Origin of the sequence: Hymenobacter guriensis (genome assembly GCF_015773195.1) — a bacterium.
Classification (GTDB): Bacteria; Bacteroidota; Bacteroidia; order Cytophagales; family Hymenobacteraceae; genus Hymenobacter; species Hymenobacter guriensis.
Genome location: NZ_JADWYK010000007.1, coordinates 211,406 through 237,348, shown reverse-complemented (window position 1 = coordinate 237,348; position 25,943 = coordinate 211,406). Strand labels below are relative to the sequence as shown.

Below are 25,943 nucleotides of genomic sequence, written 5' to 3'. Positions count from 1 at the left end.
TTCTGTCCTACTTCTTAGTGGTATCGGCGGGGGCGGGCTCAGTCGGCTTGGGCTTTTTGCCGAACAGGATGCCGTTAAGCTTGTCCTTGGCCTTGTCCTGGATTTTGGTCTGGGTTTCCTGACGCTTCTTTTCCAGCTCCAAGCGAGCCTTATCAGTCAGTTCCTGCTGCTTGCGCAGGGCTTCTTTCTGCAGGCTGTCCTGGGCTACTTTAGCCTTGGAAGCCAGCTTGAGCTTGGCATCGTCTACCTTGCTTTGCACCACGCTCGTCACCAGGCTTTTCGCTAGGTCCTTGGCCTGGGTTTTGGCGCCGGCAGTGGTCAGCTTCACATCGGGGTTCGAGAGGCTGCCGCCGATTTTCAGGCCCATGGTCACGCGCTCCGTGCCTTTGATGTCCTGCACGCCGGTGAGCTGGGTAAGCTTGGCGTTGAGGGCATTGCCGACTTTACCGGTAGGCACGTCCAGCGCCATTACATATTCCAGTCCGCCGTTCACGTTGCTGGAGCCGCCCACGGTGGTTTTAATCTGACCCACGGTGAAATCGAAGGGCTTCACGATGAAGTTGCCATTCAGCATCTCGGCCGCCACGTCTTTGTTTTCCACCACGAACTTTTTCAGCTCATTCAGCTGGGTGAGGTTGCCAACTTTGTTGAGCACACCGGAGTTGCCCACGGCGGCCCGCACCACCTCAAACACGCCTTTGCCGGTGAGGGAGCTGTACACGGGCAGCATGTCCTGGCCCATTTCTCCGCTCACGTTGAAGTTGGTGGAGAAGATGCCCTCTACCTGCGAGGCCAGCGGCACAAACTTCTTCACCGACTCAAACGCCCGGAAAGCATTCTGGAAGTTCAGGTTCTTGATATTGAGCCCAAAGTTGAACTTGGGGTGTTGCAAGTCCTTGCTGCTGTAAGAGCCGTTGGTAGCAAAAGCCCCGCCCAGGGTGTTGAAGGTCAGGCCATCCATGCGGGCGGCCTCGTCGCGCACTACCACGGTGCCTTTCACGTCCTGGAGCTTGAGGTTGTCGTATTGTACTTCGCCCACGTTGGAGTTCAACGTCAGGTCGAAGAACTTGGGAATCTGGAGTACGCCCTGGGCTTTGGCGGGCGCGGCGGTTTTGGCCGTGGCGGTGGGCTTGGCCGTCACCTCGTCAACCATCCACTCGTTCACGTTAAAGCGCTTGGAATTTACCGTGAGGTTGCCGCGCAGGGGCTGGCCGGGCGTGAACAGGTAGCCCATATAGTTGTTGATGGTGCCCGAGGCCGCAATATCCGATGAACCCACGAAGCCCTGCATGTCCTTGAGTACGATGTTGGCGTTGTTGAATGTAGCCGTAGCCTGCGTGACTTTCACGCCCTGGGGCAGGTCGGTGCTCTTGTAGGTTACGTTCTTGGCATTCACCGTGCCCGAGGCCACAATGTTCTGGTAGCGGCCGGCTTCCACGTCGGCCATGTTGCCCTTGGCGGCCACATTGCCGTTCAGGCGGCCCGTCACCGTCATGCCTTCCAGCGGGAAGATCTTGGTGATTTTGGTCAGATCGATGATGCCTTTCACGTCGGCATCAAACACCGGCTTGTCGAGGTTCTGAGCGGCTACGCGGCCTTCCAGCGGCTCCCCGTCCAGCAGCATCCGGAACTGCGGAATGTTGATGCGCGTGTCGTTTACCTGGCCGGTGGTATTGGTCACGGTGCCGTTCATGGTCAGGTTCTCGATGGGGGCCGGGAACTGCTTGCTTTTCACGTAGCCGTTGGTGAGGCGCAGGGCAGCCTGGGTCACGGGCATCTGGGTTTTGGAGTAGGTGCCCTTGGCGGTGGCATCTACGGCCAGCAACCCGCGCAACAGTAAGTCCTGCACGGGGTACACCTTCATCATCTCGGCCAGGTCCACGTTGGCTTTCACGCGCCCATCTACTTTCATGGGCTCCAGCCCGTCAATCAGCACGTTGCCGTCGATGGGGTTTTTGCCTAGATCCAGGTGAAACTGCTTCACGTTCACCTTCACGTTGTTGGTGAAGCCCGAAGGGTTATCTACCTGCATGTCCACGTTGATGTTGCGGGCTTCCTGGGGCAACTGCGGGTATTTGAACGTGCCATTCTTCACCTGCAGGTTCACGCCGTAGCCGGGCATCTTCACCTCATTCTGCACGCCCTTGAAGTAGCCATCAAACGCCACTTTTCCAGTGGCATTCAGGTCCTTGAACTGCTCGTTGTAGGCGCCCGGCACCAAGCTCAGGATGTTCTTGAAGTCGGTTTCGAGGGCTTTGAAGGTGAGGTCGTAGGTAATGTCGGTGGCGTTGGGCAGGCCGATGGCGCCCTGGAAGGTCGCGGGAAAGTCGTTCAACTGCACCTTGTTGTCTTTGAAGGTGAACAGCATCTTGCCCAGGTCCATGGCCAGGGTCACGTCGCCGGCCAGCTTCTTGTCGGTCACGTACTCGGTGCCATCGTACTGCATCGAGAAGCTCTGGGCCGTGGTCTGGCTCACCATGTCGAACACGTTCTGCTCGAAGTCGCCGGAGCCCGTGTGGTCGATGCCGCGCAGCTGCATGGCGAACGGGATGGTCAGGTCCTCGTAGCGCAGCTTGCCCCCATTGATTTCCCAGCCCTTAATAGCCACCCGCACCTGACTGGTATCCTGACCCTTGGCGGCCGCGGCCGAGTCGGATAGAAAAATATCCCAGTTGGCGCGGCCGCTTTTTAGCACCCGCAAGCTCAGGTCGGGCTGGTTGAGCTGGATGGTTTTGATCTTGATTTCGTCGCCGCGCACCACGCTCATCAAGTCCAGCCCCACCCGTAAGGAGGGCAGAAAGGCCAGCGTATCGCGCGAAAACGAATCCTGCCCGATAATGCGCAACCCGTCGATACCCAACGACAGGTCAGGGAAGGAGCGCAACAGGCTCAAGCTCACGTTGTCGGGATTATACTCCACCTTCGCGGCCACGCGCTGGGCCAGCTGCTTGTCGAGGGCTTGCTTTATTTTGTCTTTGAACAGAACCGGGGCCAGGGCCACCGCGGCCACTAGCACGACCAGAAAAATCAGAACTCCCAGAAGAAACTTCCGCATAACCGTAGAGAAGTAAAAGAAAACCGAAACGAACCAGACGCCCGCCGTGGTACGTAAGCGGGGCGGCTGACTTCGGTAAAGATGCCGGGATTTTCCCCATTTTCGAACCTTCGGCCGCCGGCCCACACACCAAACCCGCCCGTAATGCCGTTAGAGGGGCCCATGATGCCGATGCCAACCACCGCCCGCCTGCGCCTGTTTCTGGGTACGATGAGCTTGTGGGTAGGAGGCGTTGCATCGGCTGGGGCGCAGGACCTGTATTTTTCGCAGCCCTACGCCACCCGCCTGCACCTGAACCCGGCTTTTACGGGCCTGCAGCACGACTACGGCATTACGCTGGCTTACCGCGACCAGTTCCCTTCCCTGGCCGGCTCATTCCAAAGCTCCCACCTCGGCGCCGACTACCGCTTCAATGAGCAGCGCAGCGCCGTTGGGGGAGTCCTCAACCTCGACCAGCTGGGCGCCATCGGCTACACCCGGCTGGAAGCGGCCGCCCTCTACGCCTACCACGCCCGCCTTACCGCCGATGTGTACCTAAGTGGCGGAGCCCAGGTGACGTATGGCAACCAGCGCATCAGCTATGGCAACCTCGTGTTTGGCGACCAGCTTTCCGACGAAGGCCTGAACACCAGCCCCACCGCCGAGGCCATTCCCTTCGACCCGGTGCATTACCTGAGCATCGGCCTCGGCGGGCTGCTGTACACCCGGCAAGCCTGGCTGGGGCTTAGTACCTACCACCTTAACCGCCCCGACCTGGGGGTGCAGGCTGCGGGGCCGTTGCCCACGCGCTTTACATTTACCGCCGGGGTAAAGCACTTTTTTTCAGAAACAACCGTTAAACAGCACTACCGCGAAGCCAGCCTCTCGCCTACGCTTGCCTACACCCGCCAGGGCGGCAGCCAGCGGGCCGAAGCCGGGCTTTACGGCACCTTCACCCCGCTTACCGTGGGGTTGCTGTACCGGGGCATTCCGCTGCCCGGCGCACCGCAACCTGCTTCGGTGCTCACGACTATCGTGGGGATACAGATGCCCGGTTTTCGCGTGGGCTACAGCTACGACGCGGAGCTCGGGCACCGTAACCTGGGCGCGGGCGGCGCCCACGAAATTGTACTGACTCTGGAACAGGTGGATGTGCTGGCTGCGGCCCGCCGCCGAATTAGCCGGAAAAATTACCGGTCAGTTCCTTGCCCGTACTTTTGAGTTTTTGTATTATTGCACTCAAATTGCCTTCACTAACTCTTTTCTTCTCAGGTAATTTCGTCTAACGTATGAACCTCGCTAAATACCTCTGCTACGCTGCCTTGGGGTCCCTGGCGCTGGGAGCCTGCAAAAAAGGTCCTCCTACCAGCACCAAGCCCGGCAAGTACAGCTCCACTACGGGGCTGGAATACAACACTGAGCAGGGCATGAAGGTTGCTGATTATCAAGGCATTCCCGAAGGCCCCGGTCTCGTTTTCATCGAAGGCGGCCGCACAGTGCTGGGCTCGGCTGAGGAAGATGTAGCCATGACGCGCGACAACGTGGAGCGCACGGTTACCATTGCTTCGTTCTATATGGACGAAGCTGAGGTGGCCAACATCCACTGGCTGGAGTATTTGCATTTTGTCCGCAAAGACTCCGCCGAAGAGTTCTATCAGTCGGCCTTGCCAGATACCACGGTGTGGGCGCGTGAGCTGTCGTTCAACGACCCGTATGTGGACTACTACCTGCGCTACCCCGGTTTCCGCTACTTCCCCGTGGTGGGTGTGAGCTGGCTGCAGGCCAACGACTATTGCACCTGGCGTACTGCCAAGGTGAATGAGAAGCTGGCTGGCGAAGGTGATATTGAAGATGGCGGCAAAAAGAAAGGCGGCGGCCTCTTCGGCAAGAAGAAAAGCGCCGACGCTACCGCTGATGCCGCAGCAGGTGGTGCTGAAGGTACCGGCAAGTCAAAAATTGCCATCGAAAACGGCAACACGCTGCCTAACTACCGTCTGCCCACCGAGGCAGAGTGGGAGTACGCTGCTCAGGCCCTTATCGGCACGCAGGAAACCGGCAACGAAAACCAGGAAAACAAGCGCATCTATCCATGGGATGGTCGCCAGGTGCGTAACCCCTACGGCAAGAAGATGGGCCAGTTCCTGGCTAACTTCAAGCGTGGCCGCGGTGACTACGCCGGTATTGCCGGCAGCCTGAACGACGGCGCCATGATTACCGAGTACGTGTACGCCTACCCACCAAACGACTACGGCCTGTACAATATGTCGGGCAACGTGAACGAGTGGGTGCAGGACATCTACCGCCCGCTGTCGTTCCAGGACGAGGAAGACCTGAACCCCTTCCGTCGTAACGGCTTCCTCGACAAAGCTGAAGGTTACGACAAGAAGGGGTACCAGTCGCTTATCGATGACCACGTACGCGTGTTCAAAGGCGGTTCCTGGAAAGATGTAGCTTACTGGTTGTCGCCCGGTACGCGCCGCTTCATGGCTGAAGACTCAGCTACGGCTGCCATCGGCTTCCGCTGTGCCATGATCAACGCCGGCTCGAACAAATAAACCACGGATTCGCGCGGATTTCGCGGATTTTGTGGACGATTAAAGCTAAACAAGAAGGCCTCGTTTTCACGAGGCCTTCTTGTTTTTATATGTGGTTTTGGTTGAGGACTGCGCCAGCTACAAAATCCGTGGAATCCGATAAATTCGTGAGAATCCGTGGTTTACCGGTCGGCGCAGGCAATGGTAGCTATACTGACGGCGCGGGCTCCGGCAGCCAACAGCACTAGCGTACAGGCTTCGAGGGTAGCTCCGGTGGTCAGCACATCGTCTACTACCAGCACATGCTTGCCAGCCACCTCTGCCGGTTTAGCTACCGCGAATACCTCGGCTACGTTTTCCCAGCGCTGCACGCGGTTTTTGCGGGTTTGAGAAACCGTGTGCTCTAGGCGCCGCAAGGCCTCCGCCTGCCACGGCACCTGCAGGCTGTCGGCCAGGCCCTGGGCAAAGGAATCGGTCTGGTTGTAGCCTCGTTTGGCCAGCTTGCGCGGATGTAGCGGCACCGGCGCAATCAGGTCCACATCGTGGGCGAGCAGACCATTCCGAGCCAGCTCGGCACCGTACCAGCAACCCAGCACCCGGCCTATTTCGGGTTGGTTGCGGTATTTGAGCTGGTGCAGCAGGTGCTGCACGCGGCCCCGGCGCAGAAAGCGTAGGTAGCTCAAGGCATGCTGCACCGGTACCTTGCCCCAGAAGCGCCGGGCCAGTGGGTTTTCCGTCTCGGGCAACAAGTGGTAATCGGTGAAGGGTAGCTGGGCCCGGCAGCTGGTGCAGATATGGTCTTCGCCCCGGGCCAGCAGATCGGAGCAGCCCAGGCACAGTTGCGGAAACAGCAACGACACAAAATCGGTGAGCAGGGCGGGCAGCGGCATAGCGGGTAGTGGATAGGGTAGTAGCTGGAAGATAGACAATAAGCCGCCGAAAAGAAACTCCCGCTACCCCAGCCCCGCCCAAAACCACCTGTTGGCCAAAACTTCTGCCTAATTTTAGGTTTCTACTCTCGCGGGCCACCGGGCCTGTTTTCCTTTCGTTTTTCCTTTCCCTATATGTCCCTCGTTTCTGAGTTCAACGACTACCGCCAGCGCATGAATGAAAAAATCATGGCGGCGGATAACAAGGTCATCAAGCGTTTCTTCAACCTCGACACCAACACCTACCAGGAAGGCGCCCTCGACGTGCGCACCAAGGAAATGCTGGGCCTGGCCTGCTCCATGGTGCTGCGCTGCGACGACTGCATCAAGTACCACCTCGGCAAGTGCCACGAGGAAGGCATTAACGACACGGAGATTTACGAGGTATTTGCCATTGCCAACCTCATCGGCGGCAGCATCGTGATTCCGCACTTCCGCCGGGCTGTGGAGTATTGGGAAGCCCTCAAGGAGGAATCGGCCGCGCCGGCACCGCCCCACGCCGAGCACACCGCATAAGCCATGCTGAACCCCGAGGAAACCGAAGCTCAGTTTGAGCAGCGCTGGTGGGAGTTGATGAACGACCTGCGCGAGCGGTTCGGCAAAAAGCCCGACCTGAACGCGCTGCTGCTGCTTATTGGCGTGCAGGAGCTGGGCCAGGGCGGCGGCCCCTTCACCAAGGAGCAGAAGCAGGATCTGATGCACATTGCCACCTGCCGCCTGTTCAGCCTCTCCGGCTACTACGAGCTGGAAAGCGTGGACGAAGACGGCTGGCCCCACTTCCGTCTGCTCAAGCCCGTGCCCTTCTCCACCCTCAAGGAGCAGGAGCGCATGCTCAAATGGCACATGCTGGAGTATTTCCAGGAAATGGACCGGCTGAATGGGTAAAGGGCTGGCTGGTTGTCTTGTTGAATGGCTCATTTATTCATCAATTGACCAGCCAGCCACTCAACAAGACAACCATTTAATAACCCAACCAGTTGAAAATCATCAGCTATAACGTCAACGGGCTGCGGTCGGCGCTGAGCAAAGGCCTGCTGGACTGGCTGCAGGCGGAGGTGCCCGACGTGCTGTGCCTGCAGGAGATAAAGGCCGGGCGCGAGCCACTGGATGTGAGCGGGCTGGAGGCGCTGGGCTACCACGTGTACCAGCACCCGGCTCAGAAACCCGGCTACAGCGGTGTTGCCACCCTCACGCGCCAGCTTCCGCGCCACGTGGAGGTAGGCTGCGGCACCGACTGCTATGACCTGGAAGGCCGCGTGCTGCGCCTGGATTTCGACGACTTTTCGGTGCTGAACGTGTACATGCCCTCCGGCACCAGCAGCCCCGAGCGGCAGGCTTTCAAAGTGGAGTGGCTGCACTTTTTCCGGCGCTACGTGCGGGAGCTGCAAGCGGCGGGCACTCCACCCCTAGTTATAGCCGGTGACTTCAACTGCTGCCAGCGGGAGCTGGACCTGCACAATCCCAAAGCCAACCAAAACTCCCCCGGCTTCACGCCCGAGGAACGGCAGTGGTTTAAGGATTTCCTGGCCGATGGCTTCACCGACTCCTTCCGCCACATCCACGGCGACGCCCCCGGGCACTACTCCTGGTGGACGTACCGGGCCGGCGCCCGGGCCCGCAACGTGGGCTGGCGCCTCGATCACCTGCTGGTAGACAATACGTTGCAACCACGCGTGGCGGGGGCGGGTCTTTTGGCCGATGTGGTGCATTCAGACCATTGCCCGGCCTACGTGCAGCTATCCGCCGCCAGTTAAGCTTTGCCCCAGAGTTGTTGGGGAATCTTTGCAGCGCATCTGCGGGTTCTGACGTAAATTTAACGGGGCGGTGCCGTTCGGCAGCTTGCTGCCCGACCCCTCTGCACTGCTTTTCCTTTTATTGCCCTCTTTTATGCTGGTGGAAGACACTCCCCGGCTGACGACGGCACCCGCTGCCCGCTCCTCGGCGCTGGCACAGGTGCTCACGCAGCTGGAAGCCTTTAAGCGCAAGTTTTACCTGAGTTTGCTCGTGCGCGGCGGCCTCGTGGCTGGTGGCCTGTTGCTCACGCTGTTCGTTGTCCTCAACCTGCTGGAGTACTTTCTGTACCTGCCTACTTGGGTGCGGGGTGGGCTGCTGTTTGGGTTTCTGGGGCTGGGCGTGTACGCGTTTGTGCGCTGGATCTGGCAGCCGCTGGCCGCCCTTACCAACCTCCGCCGCCTGCTCTCCGACGAACAGGCTGCCCAGCGCGTGGGCGAGCTGTTTCCGCAGGTACAAGACAAGCTCCTGAACGCCCTTCAGCTCCAGGGCCAAGCCCGCGAAAACGCCCTGATTGCGGCCAGCCTGGAGCAGCGCGCTGCCCAGTTCACGGGCCTCGAATTTGCCCAAGGCATTAATATTCCGGCCCAAACGCGGCCCCTGTGGAAGTACGTAGCCGTGCCCGCCGCCGTGGCCGTGGCCGTATTGCTGATTTATCCCAGCCTGTTTATGCAGGGCACGGGCCGTATTCTCAACTACCGGCAGAAATATGCGCCGCCGGCGCCGTTTCGGTTCGTGGTAGAGAATAAGTCGTTGCGGGCATTTAAGGGAGAAGACTTCCGCTTGCAGGTGGCTGTGGAGGGAGAGGCCCTGCCCAACGACATCACCATTCAATACGACGGCCACGAGCGGCACTTGACCAAGGAAGCCGGCAACAAGTACTCCTTCGAATTTCGGCAGCTACGCCGCGACGTAGACTTCCAGCTCGCCGCCGCCGGCTTCTCCTCGGATAGCTACGCCCTGACGGTGCGCGAGCGGCCCGACCTGCGTGACTTCGCCCTGCACATCACCTACCCGGCGTACACTGGCAAAGCCGCCGAAACCATCCGCAACACCGGCAACGCTACCGTGCCCGAGGGCAGCACGCTGCGCTGGGAGTTCAGTACCGACGCTACCGATGCGCTGGAGCTACAGTTCCGTGCCCCCGACGAAACCGTAGCGGCCCAGGCCAGCGGCAGCCAATTTCAGGCCACGCGCCGCATTCTGCGCACCCAGGCCTACGCCGTGCGCCTGCGCAACGCCGCCTCCCTCAACCGTGACCCCATCGAGTACCAGCTTACGGCCATTCCCGACCAGGTGCCGGACATCACGCTTGAAGCTTTTTCCGATACGGTTTCGCGGCAGTACCTGGCCCTGGGCGGCACCGTGCGCGACGACTATGGCCTTTCGCGCCTGCAGCTGCACTACCGCGTACTCGGCGCCAAAGCCCGGCCCAACGCTGCTTACCAGACCCGCGCTATTGGGCTGCAGCATGGCGCCGCCCAGGTGTACGCCTACCAGTGGGATTTGCGCAGCCTGCGCCTGCAGCCCGGCGACCGGCTGGAATACTTCCTACAGGTGTGGGACAACGACGGTGTGCACGGCCCGAAAAGTGCCCGCACCCGCGCCGTGGAATTTCGCCTACCTTCCAAGCGGGAGCAGCAGGCCCAGCTGAACGCGCAGGCGTCGTCGGTGCAAAGCCAGCTGAGCAAGTCGCAGGAGCAAAGCAAGAAGCTGGAGCGGGAGTTGGCCAAGGCCGAAGACAAGCTCAAAACCAAGCGCGACCTGAACTTCCAGGACCGCAAGCAGCTGCAGGACATGCTGGAGCAAAAGCAGCAGTTCGACGAGCAGATGCAGGACGTGCGCCGCATGTTTGAGCAGTTCACTCAGCAGCAGGACCAGCTCGACCCCAAAAGCCAGGAGCTCAAGGAAAAAGCCCAGGAGCTGCAGAAGCTGATGGACTCCCTGCTCGACCCCGAAACCAAGAAGCTCTACGACCAGCTGCAGAAGCTGCTGGAACAGAAGCAGGACCAGAACCAGTTGGAAATGCAGCAGCTCATGCAAAAGCTCGAAAACAAGGAAAACACCCTGCAGAAAGAGCTGGAGCGCGCCCTTGAAATGTTCAAGCAGCTGCAGTTTGAGCAAAAGCAGGAAGCCACCCTGAAACAGCTGGAGCAGCTAGCCAAGGAAGAACAGCAACTGGCCGAGAAAACCGAGCAGAACGACAAGCAGAACCCCGATAACAAAGCCAGCAACCAGGAGCAGAAGGCCAAAAACGAGCAGTTCAAGCAGGAGCAGCAGGAAAAGCAGCAGCAGTTCGACCAGATTCAGCAGAACCTAAAGGACCTGCAGAAAATGGACGAGCAGCTCGACAACCAGAATGGGGCTGACGAAATGAAGGACCAGCAGCAGGAGGTGGACGAGCAGATGCAGCAAAGCCAGGAGCAGCTAAGCAAAAACCAAAACCAGAAAGCCAGCCAGAATCAGAAGCAGGCCGCGCAGAAGATGCAGCAGATGGCTCAGAAGATGCAGCAGCAGATGAGCGAGGAAGAACAGAATGAGCAGCAGGAAAACATTGACGACCTGCGCGACATCCTCGAAAACCTGCTCAAGCTCTCCTTCGACCAAGAAGGGCTGATGAAGGACTTCCGGCAGGTAGACCAGCAGGACCCGCGCTTTGTGCAGCTGGGCCAGCAGCAGCGCAAGCTCAAGGACGATGCCCGCGTGGTGCAGGATTCGCTCTACGCCCTGGCCAAGCGCGTGTTTCAGCTTCAGAGCTTCGTCACGCGTGAAGTAAGCGAGATGAACGGCCGCATGGATGAGTCGCTTACGCAGCTGCAGCAGCGCAACGTGGGCCGCGCCACCGCCAGCCAGCAGCAGGCCATGACGAGCATGAACAACCTGGCCCTCATGCTTAACTCGGCTTTGCAGCAGATGCAGGAGCAGCAGCGCGAAAGCCAAAGCCAGCAGCAGGGTGGGGGCAAGCCCGGCCGCAAAAAGAAGAAGAAGGGTAGTCAGGCCGGTGAAGGCCAGCTGGGCAAGATGCAGCAGCAGCTCAACCAGCAGATTCAGCAGCTCCAGCAAAGCGGTAAGAGCGGCCGGGCTTTATCGGAGGAGCTTGCCAAGCTCGCCGCCCAGCAGCAGATGATGCGCGAAGCCCTCAAAGAGCTGGAAAAGATGCAGCAGGGCGGCAAACAGGGCAAAGGCGAGCAGGGCGGTGGTGGCCTCGGCGACGTTAAAAAAATGATGGAACAAACCGAGACGGAGCTCGTAAACAAGCGGCTAACGGAGCAAACGGTTATGCGTCAGCAGCAGATTCTGACCCGCCTGCTGGAAGCCGAGAAATCGGCCCGGGAGCGGGACCAGGATACGCAGCGCGAGGCAAAGGCCGCCGAAAACCGTCCGCCAGTTTTTCCGCCGGCTTTCAACCGGTATCGTCAGCAGAAAAACCAGTCGACGGAAGCCCTCCGGTCGGTGCCGCCGTCCTTCACGCCGTACTACCAGCGCGAGGTCAGCGAATATTTTCAGAAAATGAAATAGCGTTCTGCTATTTTTACCGCCTTTGCCGCCTTTCCCTCTTTTATGAAACAGGTCAAGATTCAGATTCCTTCGCTCGTTGAGAACATTCGTGTGGTAGAAAGCTTCATCGACAACTCGAAGGATACGTTTCACATTGAAGACGACATCTACGGCAACATTATGGTGGCCGTCACGGAGGCGGTGAACAATGCCATCCGGCACGGCAACAAGTTCGACCGTGACAAAAACGTGCACCTCTCGCTGCAGGTAGATGCCAACCGGGTGAAGTTTGAAGTGGAAGACCAGGGTCCTGGCTTCGACTATACCAACCTGATTGACCCAACCGCGCCCGAGAACCTCGAAAATCCCGGGGGCCGCGGTATCTTCCTCATCCGCCACCTCGCCGACGAGGTAGAGTTTTCCAAGGATGGCCGCAACGTGCAGCTCACGTTTTTCCTCACGCCCGAAGGCGCCGATTCGGCCACTGCTTCCGAAGCTTCTGACCACAACGCGGCATGAGCACCCTGCCCCCTACCGAGCACGATGAGCCCATTGACGGGTACTTTGAGCACGAACGGCTCGGTATCGAATTTGTGGTGGAAGACGTAGATTTTGAGCTGGCCGACGCCGAGGAGCTGACGTCCTGGGTGGAGCGCATTGCCAAAGTCCACGAGCACGAAATCGTGCACCTTACCTACATTTTCTGCTCCGATGAGTACCTGCACAAGGTGAACATGGAGTACCTCGACCACGACACGTACACCGACGTCATCACCTTCGACAACGCCGACGATGCCGACATCATCGAGGGAGACATTTTCATTTCGGTGGAGCGAATCCGCGAAAACGCCCAACTGCACGGCGTTACGTTCCGCGACGAGCTGCACCGCGTGATGATTCACGGCGTGCTGCACCTGCTCGGCTACGCCGACAAGGATTTGCTCAGCCAGACAGCCATGCGCAAGAAAGAAGACGACTGCCTTTCGCTGCGCACCTTTTAAGCGCAAGGCTTACGCCAGCCCGTTGAAACGCCCGCCCATCGGTGGGCGTTTTCGTTGGTTTGCAAGTATTAGAACGTCATGCTGAGCGGAGTCGAAGCATCTCTCCCGCTTTGGCTGTAAGTATTGAGTTAGCCACAGGTAGAGATGCTTCGACTCCGCTCAGCATGACGGTTTATCAAATTTCTCTCTACTATGTCCACCACGCCTCAGTCAATTCTTACTATTCCGGGTGAAGCACTAGATTATTACCTGAGTCAGGGCTACTACCGGATGCAGCAGAACCTGTTTACCTGCCGGTTTCTGCCCATCGACGACCAGCTGTACTCGGTGCATTGGCTGCGGCTGGTACTGAGCCAGGTGAGCTACGGGCCCGCCCAGCGCCGGTTGCTACGCCTCAACGAGCGGTTTGCCGTGGTGCTCCGGCCTTTTCGCCTTACCGATGAGCTGGAAGAGTTGTACGCCCGCTACCGTGCTTCCATCACCTTCGACGCGCCCGAAACCATTGAGGCTTTTCTGCAGGCGGGCGCCGCCAACAATGCCTTCAGCACGGGTGTGGTAGAAATCCGGGACGGTCAGCAGCTGATTGCGGCCGGTATTTTCGACAGTGGGGCGCGCAGCATCGCGGGCATCATGAACTTCTACGACCCCGCCTACCGCAAATACAGCCTGGGTAAGTACCTTATGCTGCAGAAAATAAACCACGCCCTGCGCCAGCAAAAGGCCTACTACTACCCCGGCTACGTGGTGCACAACTACCCCAAGTTCGACTACAAGCTGTTTGCCTGCGAAGCCGCCACCGAAGTCTACGACAGCCTGATTGGCCGCTGGCTGCCATTTTCCTGGGCTACGGTGGCGGCGCAATCAGCGGCTATCCTGGCTGATTTGCCGGAAGACGCCGTGGATGAGTACGAATTGGAATAAGCAGCGCGTGGCGCGGAAAAGCCGCTGACTGCGTATCTTTGTGCACGTTTTGAGGGGTTTAGCTTGGCTTTTTCGTAAAAGATGAAGTTGGTGTCCTTCAGGTGTGGAGGATTTTCCGCTTTGCCCACATGCATGCAGCCGGCACGTTTACAGTAGAAGATGCGTTCTACATCACCAACCGTGGTTGGGTACTTATAGGCGAAATCCAGGGGGAATTTGGTGTGGTCAGGCAGTTACGTTTTGCTACTGGAGTGTTACTTCCTATAAGCCAAATGTGCCCTGTCAATGTCAGCAATAAGAATCGAATTCATAAAACTGGCTTGATTACTTCCGCTCACTTTGCTTCCCGGCAGGAATTACTCCACCAGCAGATCATTGGGGCGACGGCGCAAGTGTTGGAATAATGCCCGCCGGGCACAATTTCCGCCGCTTGCCTGTTGCTCTCTTTCGAACAACTTTTGATCATGTTTCAGCAAGAAGAGTACGACGTTATTGTAGTAGGTGCCGGCCACGCCGGGTGCGAGGCCGCCGCGGCCGCCGCTAACATGGGCTCCAAGGTGCTACTCGTGACGATGAACATGAACACCATCGCGCAGATGTCGTGCAACCCGGCTATGGGCGGGGTGGCCAAAGGGCAGATTGTGCGCGAGGTGGACGCCCTGGGCGGGCAGTCGGGCATCATCACCGACAAAACCATGATTCAGTTTCGGATGCTGAACCGCTCGAAAGGCCCCGCCATGTGGAGCCCGCGGGCACAGAGTGACCGGATGCGCTTTGCCGAAGAGTGGCGCCTGACGCTGGAACAAACCCTGAACGTGGACTTCTGGCAGGAAGCTGTAACCGGCATCGTAGTGGAAAAAGGCACGGCCGTGGGCGTGAAAACCCAGCTCGGCATCGAGTTCCGGGGCAAGTCGGTGGTACTGACCAACGGCACTTTCCTCAACGGCCTTATCCACATCGGCGAAAAGCAGTTTGGGGGTGGCCGCGCCGCCGAGAAAGGCAGCACCGGCATCACGGAGCAGCTGAAGGAGCTGGGCTTTGAGGCCGGCCGCATGAAAACCGGTACTCCGCCCCGCGTGGACGGCCGCTCCCTCGACTACAGCAAAATGGAGGAGCAGGCCGGCGACGAAACGCCCAGCAAATTCTCCTACCTCGACACGCCTGCGCTAACGAACCAGCGCCCGTGCTACATCACCTACACCAACGCCGAGGTCCACGAAATCCTAAAAGAGGGCTTCGAGAAGTCGCCGATGTTCCAGGGCCGCATCAAGGGCCTGGGGCCGCGCTACTGCCCGAGCGTGGAAGACAAAATCAACCGCTTCGCCGACAAGGACCGCCATCAGATTTTCGTGGAGCCCGAAGGTTGGTCTACGGTGGAGGTTTATGTCAATGGTTTCAGCTCATCGTTGCCCGAAGACGTGCAGTACCGCGCCCTGCGCAAAATTGCCGGCTTCGAAAACGCGAAGATGTTCCGGCCCGGCTACGCCATCGAGTACGACTTCTTCCCGCCCACACAGCTCAACCTAACGCTGGAAACCAAGCTGGTGCAGAACCTCTACTTCGCGGGCCAGATCAACGGCACCACGGGCTACGAGGAGGCCGCCTGCCAGGGGTTGATGGCCGGCATCAACGCCCACAACAAAGTGCACGGCAAGGAGCCCTTCGTGCTCAAGCGCAGCGAAGCCTACATCGGCGTGCTCATTGATGACCTTGTGAATAAAGGCACCGACGAGCCCTACCGCATGTTCACGAGCCGCGCCGAACACCGCCTGCTGCTGCGCCAGGACAACGCCGACCTGCGCCTCACGCCGCTGGGCCACGCCCTGGGTTTGGCCTCGGAAGAGCGGATGGCGCTGGTGCGCGAGAAGGAGGAGCAAACGGCCGCCGTGGCCAAGCTGCTGAAAACGCACGCCATAGAGCCGGCGGAAATCAACGGCTGGCTGACGGAAATCGGTTCGGCCACCATTCACGAGAAAACGCGCGTAGTAAACCTGCTGCGCCGCCCCGGCGTGGACCTGCCCGCCCTGGCGCGGGTGCTGCCCGGCCTCACGCTGGCCCTAGCCCCGTACCGCCCCGATGCCTTGGAGCAAGCCGAAATTCTGGTGAAGTACGAGGCTTACCTGGAGAAAGAGCACCAACAGGCGGCCCGCGTGCAGGAGCTGGAAAACTTCACCATCCGCGGCCGCCTCGACTACCATGCCATGCCCGCCCTCTCGCACGAAGCCCGCGAAAAGCTGCTCAAGATTCAACCCGAAACCCTGGGCCAGGCCAGCCGCATCAGTGGCGTCAGCCCAGCCGACGTTTCGGTGCTGATGGTGTATCTGGGTCGATGAAAACCGGAACAGCAGCCAGTCATTGGTCCCGGCTCCTGTTTTGGACGGGTCTGCTGAATGGGTTTGTTTTGTGCGGACTTATAATCGGGCTGTTCTTTAATTACCAGTTTGCGAAAACTCACTTCTGGTTATACTGGCTGGCGTTGGTCTGCTGGGTTTTGCTGGCAATTCAAGGATTACTTGCCATTGTGGTCATGGTTCTTAGATTCCTGCATCGGCGTTGGGGGCCGGCTCTGGCTTAGCTACTATGGGCTAGTTTGGGTTTGGGGCTTTGCGCTGCTACCATGCTTCCAGTGATGGCGCTTTTCGGAGCCGGCAGTTCAGTAGGCGAGCCGCCACCGGGCAGCCCGGGGCGGATTGAGGCTGACCGCGCAGACTCACTCTATAGTCAGCCTAATTTCCGACCAAAAGATTAGGGGAAATTATAGACTGACCTCCTAGCGTAACAAAGACCACGGCTGCAGTTTCTTCCGGATTCTGCGGCCGCTTTGGTTTCGTACCTTCGCCCTGCGGCTGGTTTCTCTGCGCAAGCCGGTCGTCGCCAGCAGCGAAATCAACATAATCAGCTAGAATCAGTGGTTTACGAGCGTTTGGAGAAGTGCCCGGTGTGCGGGAAAACGGAGTTTCGCAACAAGCTGGTCGTCGAGGACAAATCGGTCAGCAAGGAAAGCTTTGCCATTCAGCAGTGCCTGGCGTGCTCGTTTCAGTTTACCAACCCCCGGCCCGACGCCGCGCACATTGGTCGCTACTACGAGTCGGAGGAGTACGTGTCGCACAACAGCGGGGCGGGTGGGCTTATCAATCAGGCTTACAAAGTTGCGCGCTTCTTTACGATGCGTCGCAAGGTAGCATTGCTGAATCAGCGGGCACCGCGCAAGGGCAAGCTCCTGGACTACGGCTGCGGCACCGGACACTTTCTGGCTGCCGCTAAGGGCAACGGCTGGCAGGTGGCCGGCTGGGAGCCCAACGCCCGGGCCCGCGAAGAAGCTACCCGTCGCGTGGGGCAGCCCATTGGCACCGAGAGCCTGGTGCAGTTTCAGGCCGGCTCGTTTGATGCCATTACCCTCTGGCACGTGCTCGAACACGTGCACGACCTCAACGAGACGCTGGCCCAACTTATTCGCCTACTCAAAACCGACGGTGTGCTGCTGATTGCGGTGCCCAACATTGAGAGCTTCGATGCCCAGCACTACCAGCAGGACTGGGCCGCGCTGGACGTGCCGCGCCACCTCTACCACTTCAGCCCTAAAACCATGACGCAGCTGCTCAAAAAGCACAAGCTGCAGCTCCGCGACACCCTGCCTATGCCGCTGGACGCGTACTACGTGAGCATGCTGAGCGAGAAAAACCGGGCCGAGCGGGGCGCCGGCATGCTGGCCGTGCTGCGCAATGGCTACCACTCCAACCAGTACGCCGCCCGGCACCAGCAGCAGTACAGCAGCCTGATTTACGTGGCCACCCGGCGCGAAGCCGCCCCGGCCAGCCGCTAGGGGAGGAGGGAGGCTGTTCGGCTTCGGCAGCAGAATTTACCGTGGGGCTGGCAGAAGCTGGCCCTGCGTACTTTTGGGCGGCGGTGGCCGTTTTCCGCTTTTCACGTTTGTAGTGCTGCTGATGTCTGCTCGTTTTGCGTTGCCGTTGCTTGTTCTTGTGGGTGCTGCCGGGGGTGGCTGTGCTACCATTGCTACGCCCGAAGGCGGGGCCCGCGACACCGTAGCGCCCAAGCTTGTAAGCAGCATACCGGCCGACCGCGCCGTAAACGTGCGCAACCGCTCCGTGGTGCTGGAGTTTTCGGAGCCCGTGCAGGTGAAGGACCTCAGCAAAAACCTGCTGGTGGCGCCCCTGCTCGCCGACGACAACAAGTACACTGTGCGGGAAGGCAAGAACACCGTGACGCTGGATTTCGATAAGCCCTTCGAGCCGAACACGACCTACTCCTTCAACTTCCGCGACGCCATTACCGACATTACGGAAAACACCCCCGCCCGCGACGTGTCCGTGAGCTTCAGCACCGGCGCGGTCCTCGATTCGGGGGCGGTGCAGGGCCGCGTGGTGGATCTGCTTTCCTCCCAGCCCTCGGCCGACGTTTCGGTGGTGCTGTACCCCGAAACCGATACGGCCAACGTGCGCCGCGGCCGGCCCTACTACCTTGCCCGCACCGATAAGGGTGGCCGCTACCAGCTGCGCAACCTGCGCGAAGGACGTTACCGCCTGTTTGCCCTGGCCGATAAAAACCAAAGCAGCCGCTACGAGGAAGGTGAGAAAATCGGCTACCTGCCCGAACCCATTACGATCAAGCCGGGCACCGACTCCGTGCAGCTCCAGCTCACGCGCCCCGATGCCCGTCGGGCCCTGGTAACGTCCCAGAAATCGGACCCGCTGCGCTTTGTGGTGGGCTACAACGAAGGTCTGCATAGCGCGGTCATTAGCCCCCTCGGTGCCGCCACTACCTCGCCCAACGAAGCTCTGCAGCTTATCGACCGAGGCCGCTCGGTGGCGTTGTACAAATCAACCCAGCTCCCGGAAGGCCGCTACCTGCTGGCCTCCACCGACAGCGCCGGCAATTCCGGCCGCGACACCCTGAACGTGAAGTTTACGGGTACCACGCCCACCCGCCGGCCCCCCGCTTGGCAGCTGGTGGGCAGCAGTAAGGAAGTATACCGCCAGGGCCTGGTAGCTGTTCAGTTCACCGAGCCCCTGCGTCTGGTGCCTGATCAGCCCATTGGTGTATTGGTGGAAGACTCCACCAGGCGCCGCCCCCTACGCCTGCCCGCCGACGCTACCCTCAGCCCCGACCGCACCCTGCTCACGGTAAAGCTGAACAGCAAAGCCAACAAATCCATCAGCCTGCAACTCGACAGCACAGTAGTGACGGCCATATCCGGGCGCAGCCTGGGACTGAAGCCGCTGCGCTTCACGCCCACCGATCAGTCGCCCTCGGGTACGCTGGCCGGGCGCGTGCAAACCACGGCCAAGCGCTTCGAGCTGCAGCTGCTCGACGACAAGCACCAGCTGGTGCGCACCCTCGACTCGCCCCGTACCTTCCGTTTCGACAATCTGGCGCCCGGCACCTACCACATCCGTGTCTTCATCGATACCAATGCCGACGGCCGCTGGCAAGGGCCCGATCCAAACCTGCGCCGGCTGCCGGAGCCGGTTTTCAACCTCCAGCGCGAGTTTCAGGTGCGCGCCAACTGGGAAGAGGAAGACATTCAGGTGGCCTTCTAGCTGGACATTTTGCCAGCGTAGCCTTTGCCCTCGGCCTTTCCGGTCGAGGGCTTTTTATTGCTGGGTGGTTCAAGGCCCGCAGCCTATATAGACGGCTGTTTATAGGTTACTTATCCACAGCCAAAACCGCATTTCGGGCTTTCTGAAGCGGTTTCTACCAGCAAGTCAAATGGTATTCCACAGGGTTATCCACCAGTGGTTGAGGGAGCGGCTTTACCTGTGGATAATACCGGCGTAACCTGGGGATAATGCGTGGAGAAGTTGAGGAAAAGTTTTTTTGCGGATGTGCCGCCGCTGGCAGCTGGTTTTCGCGTCCACCACTTGGTGGATAAGGGTGGACAACTTCCCCCGCTTTCCGACGCTGTCCACATCGAGAATTTATGTGAATTGTGGATTCGTGGATAAGCCTGTGGATTGTTGATTTCTTCGGTAGTTGTTTTTCTATCAGCATTTTATAATCCACAATTGATGTGGATTAGGGGTGTATAACCCCAGCCTTGTCCACAAGTTTTCCGCGTGTGGACAACATCTGGTTCTTATCCACTTATACACACCCCTAACGATGGGGGATTAAAAAAGAGATTTAAAAAAGACTTTTAAAAAGTTATTAACTGAGTGGATAACTCAAGTTCGTTTTCAATTTTTTGGTTGTCAGCTGCCAGCTGCCCATGTTCAAGTAAGAGCTACCTGAAAACCGGCAATTGGAAACGGGCAACACCCGACTGGCAACTGAAGTATAGCCGGGTATGCCGTTCAACTACGATCAGGATTTCAAGCACCTCAACCTGCGGGAGCAGCCCGAGCTGTACCGGGTAGGCAAGGGTGAGCAGGGCGTGCTGCTGGTAGAGCCCTACAAAAGCGAGATTCTGCCGCACTGGCGCTTTCGCACCCCGGAGGTAGCGCTGGAGTCGTCGGAGCAGATATACGCGCTGTTTGAGGCGTATCTGCGTCAGGACGATTTCGTAGGAGCCGATATGGCTCGCAAGTTTCTGCAGATGGGGTACACCCGGGCCCGGCGCTACGCCAACCACCGCGGCGGCAAGAAATACGACGGCCCTGTGCCGGACGATAAGAAAGGCCAGAGCGGCGCCCACGGGCGGGCTGAGCTGCCCCGTGCGCCCGAGGACCCCGAAAAGGCGGCCGCTGCGCGCATCTTCAAGCAAAAGTGGGACGAGGCCCGGCAGCACCCCGAGTACGTGCGTCAGAAGGCCGCATTCGAAGCCCGCTATGGGAAGTGAGCTGGCATAGGTGGAGCATGGTAAGCAGCGAAATGAAGTGCTTGCTACTGCAACACCCTATAACCCTCCTCTCATCCAGCCGTTCAACAATCAGCCTACCTTTGCGGGCACCAACCCTAATTCCACTTCGCCAATGAGCACTCCGAATAGCATCGAAGAAAACGAAATCGTCCTGGGCCAAGGCATGGGCCCGCTCAAGTTCGGCGCCAGCCAGGACCAGGTGCGCACCCTGATGGGGGAGCCCGAGGAAATCGAAGAGTCGGACGATGAGGATGAGTTTGAGCACCAGGCCTGGAACTACCTCGACGAAGGCTACTCTCTGTACTTCGACCGCGAAGACGACTACCGCCTGAGCTGTATCGAAACCGACCACCCCGGTATGCGCCTCTACGGCGAGTCCATTCATGGTCGCAGCGTGGAGCAGATTGAAGACCTGATGAGCCAGCACGGCCACACGGCCAGCGAGAAGGAAACCATGGAAACCGGTGAAGTTCGCCTGTCCTACGAAAAGGAAATGATTGACCTTTACTTTGATGAAGGCGAGCTGCAATTCATCAACTTCGGGGTGTTTATCAACGAAGACCTAGAAGTGCAGTGGCCAGCCTAAACTGAGTTATCCACAAAATAGCCGGTTTTTGCTGTTGATAAGTGGATAAGTAATTCATAACCCGTTGGTTTCGCCCGGTTTTATGGAGACTTTGCGCTAAGCATGGAGCAATGCCTCACATAATCCAAAAGTTATCCACTTCAAAGCTCATCCATAAAAAAAGCCACCCAATCGGGTGGCTTTTTTGTGTATAACCAAGATTAGCTGAAAAGCAAGCCGCTTAGATCAGGGCCCGGAACAGCAGGAATAACCCTCCCGACAGGAACATGGTAACGGGCAGCGTGAGCACCCACGCCATAGCAATATTGCGCACCATCTGGGGGTTTAGGTTCTTGATGCCACGGTTGGCTACCATGGAGCCCGCAATGGCCGACGACAGTACGTGCGTGGTAGAAGCCGGCAAATGCGCCCAGGTGGAAGCCCCAATCATGATGGCAGCTACGAGCTCTGAGGAAGCACCCTGCGCGTACGTCAGGTGCTCTTTGCCGATACGCTCGCCGATGGTTTTCACGATGCGCTGCCAGCCTACCATCGTGCCCACGCCCAGCGACAACGACACCATCAACAGCACCCACCAGGGAGCATAGTCGGTGAAGGAGCGCATGTTGGTAATGGCGTCGTCGTAGGTTTTGCGGTCGGCCGTGCTCAGGCTTACTTTTTCGCTGGCCATGATGTTCTTGGCGCGGCTGTAGGTGAGCAGGATGGCCTTGCGGATCTGAAAACGCTCGGACTGCGGCAGCTTGTTGACGTCGGTGCGGCCGGCAAAAATTTGGTCCAGCGCAGCGGTCTGCTGCTTCACCAGCACCAGATCGGCCTTATCCTTGGCCGAAAGCTCCTCGGGGTTAATCTTATTCACCACCATTTCTACCTGAGCCAGCGAGACCCGCATGTCCAGCGGGTTCTTGGCATTGTCGAGGGCGAAAAAGGTAGGCACAATGCCAATCAGAATCAGCATGACCAGCCCTACGCCTTTTTGGCCGTCGTTGGAGCCGTGGAAGTAGCTTACCAGTGTACACGTAGCTACCAGAATCAGCCGGATCCAGAGGGGTGGGGGCTTGCGCTTGTGCGGCTCCTTGAAAATGGCCTTGTTGCGCACGAAGCGCTTAAGCACGAACATCAGCAGGATGGTGAGCGTGAAGCCAAACAGCGGGCCTACCAGCAGGGCAACGCCCGTCTCGGAAGCCTTGCTCCAGTTCACGGCCGCCCCACCCGAGTCGGGCAGCAGCGAGAAAGCAATTCCTACGCCCAGGATAGAGCCGATAAGCGCGTGCGAGGACGAGGCCGGAATGCCATAGTACCAGGTGCCCACGTTCCAGATAATAGCCGCCAGAATGAGGGCGCCCACCATGGCTATGCCGTGGTAGATGTTCTGGTCGACGAGGCTTTCCACGGGCAGCAGGTACACGATGCCCATGGCCACGCCGATACCGCCGGTGAGTACCCCGATGAAGTTCCAGAAAGCCGACCAGATAACAGCCACCCAGGGGCGCAGGGTATTGGTGTAAATGACCGTAGCCACGGCGTTGGCCGTGTCGTGGAAGCCATTTACGAATTCAAACGCGCAGGCCGCTACCAGACAAAGCAGCAGCAGCACCAGCACATGAGGCTCTAAGCCAAACATAAAAAGGGAGTTGGTGGGTAATCAGTTTTCAACAATCAAAGGTAGGTTGGGCAGGAAAGGGCGCAAGATTATGAAATTGTTACGCACTTGGCTGGCGCAGCAAGCTGAGGCGCTAAACGCAGGAATATTCAACAAGTTGAGTTTCCTGAAGGCGCAAGCCCCGGAAGCACTACTTTTGCCTTTCATACAGTGCCTGGGGCCTGGAGCGTAGTGCGTAGGAGGCAGTTTGCCGTAGAGGGCAATACCGCGCCGGCCCCGCGTCAGCTCCTGAGCACTGGGCACTACGCACTATCAACTACAACCATGAGCAACCCCGCGCAAACTACCACCGAAGGCACGCTTGCCGAAATCGTGTCGCACGCCAAGGAATACGGCTTCGTATTCCCTTCCTCGGAAATCTACGACGGCCTGGCCGCCGTGTACGACTACGGCCCCAACGGCGTGGAGCTGAAAAACAACCTCAAGCAGCTCTGGTGGAAGGCCATGACCCAGCTCAACCAGAATGTGGTGGGTATCGACGCGGCCATCTTCATGCACCCGCTCACCTGGAAAGCCTCCGGCCACGTCGACGGCTTTTCGGACCCCATGATTGACAACCTCGACAGCAAGAAGCGCTACCGCGCCGACGTGCTGCTCGAAGAAAAAGCTGCTGAGTACGAGAAGAATGGCGAAATAGCCCGGGCCGAAACCCTGCTGGCCGAAATGGGCCGCCTGCTCACCATCGAGGATCTGGCCGGCGTGAAGCAGCTCATCATTGACGAGAAAATCCTATGCCCCATCAGCAAAACCGGCAACTGGACCGATGTGCGCCAGTTCAACCTGATGTTCTCCACGCAGGTGGGGGCCGTGGCCGAGGGCTCTAGCCAGATCTACCTGCGGCCCGAAACGGCCCAGGGCATTTTCGTGAACTTCCTGAACGTGCAGAAGTCGGCGCGGCAGCAGGTGCCGTTTGGCATTGCCCAGATCGGCAAGGCCTTCCGCAACGAAATTGTAGCCCGTCAGTTCATCTTCCGCATGCGGGAGTTCGAGCAGATGGAAATGCAGTTCTTTGTGCGCCCTGGCACCGAGGGCGAGTGGTACCAGCACTGGAAGGAAACGCGCCGCCGCTGGCACGAGGCCCTGGGCCTGCCCGCCGCCAAGCTTCGCTTTCACGACCACGACAAGCTGGCGCACTACGCCAAGGCTGCCGTCGATATCGAGTACGAATTCCCCTTCGGCTTCAAGGAAATTGAGGGCATCCACTCCCGCTCCGACTTCGACCTAACCCAACACCAAGCCCTGAGCCGCAAAAAGCAGAACTACTTCGACAACGACATCAACCCCGAAACCGGCAAGCCCTACGGCAACTACGTGCCCTTCGTGGTAGAAACCTCGGTGGGCGCCGACCGCCTGTTCCTGGCTACGCTCTGCCAGGCGTTCCAGGAAGAAACCATTACGGAAGGCGAAGGGGAGGAGCAAAAAACCAAAACCCGCAAGCTGCTGCGCCTGCACCCGGCCGTAGCCCCGGTGAAAGCCGCCATCTTCCCGCTGGTGAAGAAAGACGGCCTGCCCGAGAAAGCAAACGAAATCTACCAGGCCCTGCGCCACGACTTCCGCGTTATTGTGGAGGAAAAAGACGCCATCGGCAAGCGCTACACCCGCCAGGACCTCATCGGTACGCCCTTCTGCATTGCCGTTGACCACCAGACGCTGGAAGACAACACCGTAACGGTGCGCCACCGCGACTCCCGCGAGCAAACCCGCATGCCTATCAGCGAGCTGCATGGCTACATCGGCCATGCCGTGAGCTTCTCGCGCATCTTCGAGCAACTGTAAGTTCTTCTGCCAATCTCAACAGCCACCGCGCCCCGTGCCGTAGTTTCTGCGGCGCGGGGCGTTTTTGTATCTTGCCTGAGGATCTGCTCCCTACTTACTTATGCAATACATTCACGACCGTATCACGCTTGACCCCAATTTGTGCGGGGGCAAGCCCACCATCCGGGGACTGCGCCTGACGGTGCAGACGGTTCTGGAGTTTCTGGCCGCCGGCGACACAGCCGAAGACGTGCTGGAAAGCTACCCGTTTCTGGAAATGGCCGACATTCAGGCGTGCCTGCGTTTCGCTTCCGAGAACCTGGCGCGGCAGCATTTCACGTCGTTTGCGGCTTGATTCGGGTGTGATACTGCCTGCGCTGCCGTATGCCAAAGTACCTGATTAATGCCAACCTGCCGCATCGGTTTCTGTTCTGGAACACGCCGGATTATCTGCCCGTGCCGGATGCAGCCTGGCCAGATGATAAGGTGTGGGCCTACGCCGCCGAACACCAACTCACCATCATTACCAAAGATGTAGATTACGAAGTGCTGGTACAGGCCCAGGCTCCCCCGCACGTTATCAGGCTCTGCGTTGGCAACCTGCGCCGCCGCGACCTGTGGCTGTTTCTGGAACGGGTATGGCCGGCAGTGCAGGAGGCCAGCCAGCGGCCCGGTGTACGCCTTACCCGAGTGTTTGCCACGCACATCGAAACCAGCTGAGTTTCCTTAGCATGAAAAAAGCCCCGAAGTTCTTCGGGGCTTTTTCGTAATAATATGGCATTCTGTATTTTCGGCACAGCCATTCAGCCAGTCAACAAGAAAACCATTCAAATCTAATTGTCGCTCAGCCAGGCGGTGGCCTCGTGGCGGGACGTGAAGTAGTTGAACTCCACATGCTCCGGTGGCATCAGCAGGCCCGCCGAGTAGTTGCCGATCTGGTGCTGGTACTGGCCTTCCGACAGCACGGCGGCAATGAAGATGGGGCGCGTCAGCCCGGCCGGGATGTCGTTGATAAGCGGAGCCAGGATGTGCTCCTCCTCGTCGGTGGGTGGGGCGTTGCGCTTAAGGTCTAGTAGCAGCTTGCCCACGTTCTGGCGCCGCATTTCCTGCAGGGCCCGCTGGTAGGCTAAGGCAAATGAGGTAGAAAGTCGGGTTGCATTATAGCTGAGGTGCAGGGTTTCGGTGGCTGGATGGTAGGTGAGGGACGCATCCGGCGTTTGGTACAGAGTCATGGAGCAGAGAAGAGCAGTCAGAAATAAAAATAGTGCAACAAATAGCACAGTCAATATTCTGACGATTGGCCTTTTACGAAAAGAGACGCCTACAAAGTTGCCTATTTTTCGGGAATAATACCTCGTAGAAATACAACTAATTTATATCCTCGGGTGCCTGATCTGAAAACGGCGGCAAAGGTTGC

The 25,943-nt window shown here is 58.8% G+C and carries 22 protein-coding genes; 18 read left to right on the top strand and 4 right to left on the bottom strand.

The genetic code is table 11. The annotated features are described in order from the left end of the window. Positions 1-7 precede the first annotated feature (7 nt). Positions 8-3,055, bottom strand: coding sequence for an AsmA family protein (locus I5L79_RS13480; protein ID WP_196955579.1), 3,048 nt, complete (start codon positions 3,053-3,055; stop codon positions 8-10). 162 nt (positions 3,056-3,217) lie between these two features. Between I5L79_RS13480 and I5L79_RS13475 the strand changes: the two genes are divergently transcribed. Continuing rightward, positions 3,218-4,255 carry a PorP/SprF family type IX secretion system membrane protein gene (locus I5L79_RS13475; RefSeq protein WP_231403079.1) on the top strand — a complete coding sequence of 346 codons (1,038 nt, stop codon included), beginning with the start codon at positions 3,218-3,220 and terminating at the stop codon, positions 4,253-4,255. 68 nt (positions 4,256-4,323) lie between these two features. Next, positions 4,324-5,589 carry an SUMF1/EgtB/PvdO family nonheme iron enzyme gene (locus I5L79_RS13470; protein WP_196955577.1) on the top strand — a complete coding sequence of 422 codons (1,266 nt, stop codon included), beginning with the start codon at positions 4,324-4,326 and terminating at the stop codon, positions 5,587-5,589. A gap of 161 nt (positions 5,590-5,750) precedes the next feature. Here the strand turns inward: I5L79_RS13470 and I5L79_RS13465 are convergent, their stop codons facing one another. After that, positions 5,751-6,458: a ComF family protein gene (locus tag I5L79_RS13465; protein ID WP_196955576.1), complete on the bottom strand. Its 708-nt coding sequence runs from the start codon at positions 6,456-6,458 to the stop codon at positions 5,751-5,753. Between the two features lie 174 nt (positions 6,459-6,632). Here I5L79_RS13465 and I5L79_RS13460 point away from each other — a divergent pair, with 174 nt between their 5' ends. The 13 genes from I5L79_RS13460 to I5L79_RS13400 all read left to right on the top strand — a co-directional run bounded on the left by I5L79_RS13460 (position 6,633) and on the right by I5L79_RS13400 (position 21,111). Continuing rightward, positions 6,633-7,013 (top strand): carboxymuconolactone decarboxylase family protein, encoded by a 381-nt coding sequence (locus tag I5L79_RS13460; protein WP_196955575.1) that lies wholly within the window; start codon positions 6,633-6,635, stop codon positions 7,011-7,013. Between the two features lie 3 nt (positions 7,014-7,016). Then, positions 7,017-7,382, top strand: a complete 366-nt coding sequence (locus tag I5L79_RS13455) for a hypothetical protein (protein ID WP_196955574.1) — start codon at positions 7,017-7,019, stop codon at positions 7,380-7,382. Positions 7,383-7,474: 92 nt separating this feature from the next. Further along, positions 7,475-8,251, top strand: a complete 777-nt coding sequence (locus I5L79_RS13450; RefSeq protein ID WP_196955573.1) for an exodeoxyribonuclease III — start codon at positions 7,475-7,477, stop codon at positions 8,249-8,251. Between the two features lie 133 nt (positions 8,252-8,384). Then, a complete protein-coding gene (locus I5L79_RS13445) occupies positions 8,385-11,807 on the top strand; it encodes a DUF4175 family protein (protein ID WP_196955572.1) in 3,423 nt (1,140 codons plus the stop codon). Between the two features lie 42 nt (positions 11,808-11,849). Then, positions 11,850-12,305 (top strand): ATP-binding protein, encoded by a 456-nt coding sequence (locus tag I5L79_RS13440; RefSeq protein ID WP_196955571.1) that lies wholly within the window; start codon positions 11,850-11,852, stop codon positions 12,303-12,305. Continuing rightward, positions 12,302-12,787: an rRNA maturation RNase YbeY gene (ybeY, locus tag I5L79_RS13435; RefSeq protein WP_196955570.1), complete on the top strand. Its 486-nt coding sequence runs from the start codon at positions 12,302-12,304 to the stop codon at positions 12,785-12,787. Before I5L79_RS13440 ends, ybeY begins: the two co-directional genes overlap by 4 nt. 192 nt (positions 12,788-12,979) lie before the next feature. Further along, a complete protein-coding gene (locus I5L79_RS13430) occupies positions 12,980-13,708 on the top strand; it encodes a GNAT family N-acetyltransferase (RefSeq protein WP_231403078.1) in 729 nt (242 codons plus the stop codon). Positions 13,709-13,836: 128 nt separating this feature from the next. Next, the gene (locus I5L79_RS13425) at positions 13,837-14,112 is read left to right on the top strand and encodes a hypothetical protein (RefSeq protein ID WP_196955569.1); all 276 of its coding nucleotides are present in this window, start codon (positions 13,837-13,839) and stop codon (positions 14,110-14,112) included. A gap of 60 nt (positions 14,113-14,172) precedes the next feature. Beyond that, positions 14,173-16,041, top strand: coding sequence for a tRNA uridine-5-carboxymethylaminomethyl(34) synthesis enzyme MnmG (gene mnmG / locus I5L79_RS13420; protein WP_196955568.1), 1,869 nt, complete (start codon positions 14,173-14,175; stop codon positions 16,039-16,041). A gap of 575 nt (positions 16,042-16,616) precedes the next feature. Beyond that, positions 16,617-17,531 carry a class I SAM-dependent methyltransferase gene (locus tag I5L79_RS13415; protein ID WP_196955567.1) on the top strand — a complete coding sequence of 305 codons (915 nt, stop codon included), beginning with the start codon at positions 16,617-16,619 and terminating at the stop codon, positions 17,529-17,531. A 121-nt stretch (positions 17,532-17,652) separates the two neighbouring features. Continuing rightward, positions 17,653-19,266, top strand: coding sequence for an Ig-like domain-containing protein (locus I5L79_RS13410; protein WP_196955566.1), 1,614 nt, complete (start codon positions 17,653-17,655; stop codon positions 19,264-19,266). Positions 19,267-20,012: 746 nt separating this feature from the next. Beyond that, the gene (locus I5L79_RS13405; RefSeq protein ID WP_196955565.1) at positions 20,013-20,504 is read left to right on the top strand and encodes a DUF4385 domain-containing protein; all 492 of its coding nucleotides are present in this window, start codon (positions 20,013-20,015) and stop codon (positions 20,502-20,504) included. Positions 20,505-20,637: 133 nt separating this feature from the next. Then, on the top strand, positions 20,638-21,111 hold the full coding sequence (locus tag I5L79_RS13400) for a hypothetical protein (RefSeq protein WP_196955564.1): 474 nt from the start codon (positions 20,638-20,640) through the stop codon (positions 21,109-21,111). 220 nt (positions 21,112-21,331) lie between these two features. On the opposite strand, the gene I5L79_RS13395 is transcribed toward I5L79_RS13400, so the two are convergent. Next, positions 21,332-22,732: an inorganic phosphate transporter gene (locus tag I5L79_RS13395; RefSeq protein ID WP_196955563.1), complete on the bottom strand. Its 1,401-nt coding sequence runs from the start codon at positions 22,730-22,732 to the stop codon at positions 21,332-21,334. Between the two features lie 303 nt (positions 22,733-23,035). Between I5L79_RS13395 and I5L79_RS13390 the strand changes: the two genes are divergently transcribed. The 3 genes from I5L79_RS13390 (at position 23,036) to I5L79_RS13380 (ending at position 25,246) form a co-directional block, all read left to right on the top strand. After that, complete coding sequence (locus I5L79_RS13390) at positions 23,036-24,547, top strand: glycine--tRNA ligase (protein ID WP_196955562.1); 1,512 nt, start codon at positions 23,036-23,038, stop codon at positions 24,545-24,547. A 100-nt stretch (positions 24,548-24,647) separates the two neighbouring features. Then, positions 24,648-24,881, top strand: coding sequence for a DUF433 domain-containing protein (locus tag I5L79_RS13385; RefSeq protein WP_196955561.1), 234 nt, complete (start codon positions 24,648-24,650; stop codon positions 24,879-24,881). 29 nt (positions 24,882-24,910) lie between these two features. Then, the gene (locus I5L79_RS13380) at positions 24,911-25,246 is read left to right on the top strand and encodes a DUF5615 family PIN-like protein (protein ID WP_196955560.1); all 336 of its coding nucleotides are present in this window, start codon (positions 24,911-24,913) and stop codon (positions 25,244-25,246) included. A 113-nt stretch (positions 25,247-25,359) separates the two neighbouring features. On the opposite strand, the gene I5L79_RS13375 is transcribed toward I5L79_RS13380, so the two are convergent. Beyond that, positions 25,360-25,758 (bottom strand): hypothetical protein, encoded by a 399-nt coding sequence (locus I5L79_RS13375; protein WP_196955559.1) that lies wholly within the window; start codon positions 25,756-25,758, stop codon positions 25,360-25,362. Between the last annotated feature and the right edge of the window lie 185 nt (positions 25,759-25,943).

What these genes read in the sequence shown, in the direction of transcription:
- I5L79_RS13445 (WP_196955572.1), top strand. Translation starts at nt 8,385, where the DNA reads ATGCTGGTGGAAGACACTCCCCGGCTGACGACGGCACCCGCTGCCCGC.
- I5L79_RS13405 (WP_196955565.1), top strand. Translation starts at nt 20,013, where the DNA reads ATGCCGTTCAACTACGATCAGGATTTCAAGCACCTCAACCTGCGGGAG.
- I5L79_RS13385 (WP_196955561.1), top strand. Translation starts at nt 24,648, where the DNA reads ATGCAATACATTCACGACCGTATCACGCTTGACCCCAATTTGTGCGGG.
- ybeY (WP_196955570.1), top strand. Translation starts at nt 12,302, where the DNA reads ATGAGCACCCTGCCCCCTACCGAGCACGATGAGCCCATTGACGGGTAC.
- I5L79_RS13425 (WP_196955569.1), top strand. Translation starts at nt 13,837, where the DNA reads ATGCATGCAGCCGGCACGTTTACAGTAGAAGATGCGTTCTACATCACC.
- I5L79_RS13475 (WP_231403079.1), top strand. Translation starts at nt 3,218, where the DNA reads ATGATGCCGATGCCAACCACCGCCCGCCTGCGCCTGTTTCTGGGTACG.
- I5L79_RS13470 (WP_196955577.1), top strand. Translation starts at nt 4,324, where the DNA reads ATGAACCTCGCTAAATACCTCTGCTACGCTGCCTTGGGGTCCCTGGCG.
- I5L79_RS13410 (WP_196955566.1), top strand. Translation starts at nt 17,653, where the DNA reads ATGTCTGCTCGTTTTGCGTTGCCGTTGCTTGTTCTTGTGGGTGCTGCC.
- I5L79_RS13465 (WP_196955576.1), bottom strand. Translation starts at nt 6,458, where the DNA reads ATGCCGCTGCCCGCCCTGCTCACCGATTTTGTGTCGTTGCTGTTTCCG.
- I5L79_RS13390 (WP_196955562.1), top strand. Translation starts at nt 23,036, where the DNA reads ATGAGCAACCCCGCGCAAACTACCACCGAAGGCACGCTTGCCGAAATC.
- I5L79_RS13395 (WP_196955563.1), bottom strand. Translation starts at nt 22,732, where the DNA reads ATGTTTGGCTTAGAGCCTCATGTGCTGGTGCTGCTGCTGCTTTGTCTG.
- I5L79_RS13455 (WP_196955574.1), top strand. Translation starts at nt 7,017, where the DNA reads ATGCTGAACCCCGAGGAAACCGAAGCTCAGTTTGAGCAGCGCTGGTGG.
- I5L79_RS13400 (WP_196955564.1), top strand. Translation starts at nt 20,638, where the DNA reads ATGAGCACTCCGAATAGCATCGAAGAAAACGAAATCGTCCTGGGCCAA.
- I5L79_RS13375 (WP_196955559.1), bottom strand. Translation starts at nt 25,758, where the DNA reads ATGACTCTGTACCAAACGCCGGATGCGTCCCTCACCTACCATCCAGCC.
- I5L79_RS13380 (WP_196955560.1), top strand. Translation starts at nt 24,911, where the DNA reads ATGCCAAAGTACCTGATTAATGCCAACCTGCCGCATCGGTTTCTGTTC.
- I5L79_RS13460 (WP_196955575.1), top strand. Translation starts at nt 6,633, where the DNA reads ATGTCCCTCGTTTCTGAGTTCAACGACTACCGCCAGCGCATGAATGAA.
- I5L79_RS13440 (WP_196955571.1), top strand. Translation starts at nt 11,850, where the DNA reads ATGAAACAGGTCAAGATTCAGATTCCTTCGCTCGTTGAGAACATTCGT.
- I5L79_RS13430 (WP_231403078.1), top strand. Translation starts at nt 12,980, where the DNA reads ATGTCCACCACGCCTCAGTCAATTCTTACTATTCCGGGTGAAGCACTA.
- mnmG (WP_196955568.1), top strand. Translation starts at nt 14,173, where the DNA reads ATGTTTCAGCAAGAAGAGTACGACGTTATTGTAGTAGGTGCCGGCCAC.
- I5L79_RS13480 (WP_196955579.1), bottom strand. Translation starts at nt 3,055, where the DNA reads ATGCGGAAGTTTCTTCTGGGAGTTCTGATTTTTCTGGTCGTGCTAGTG.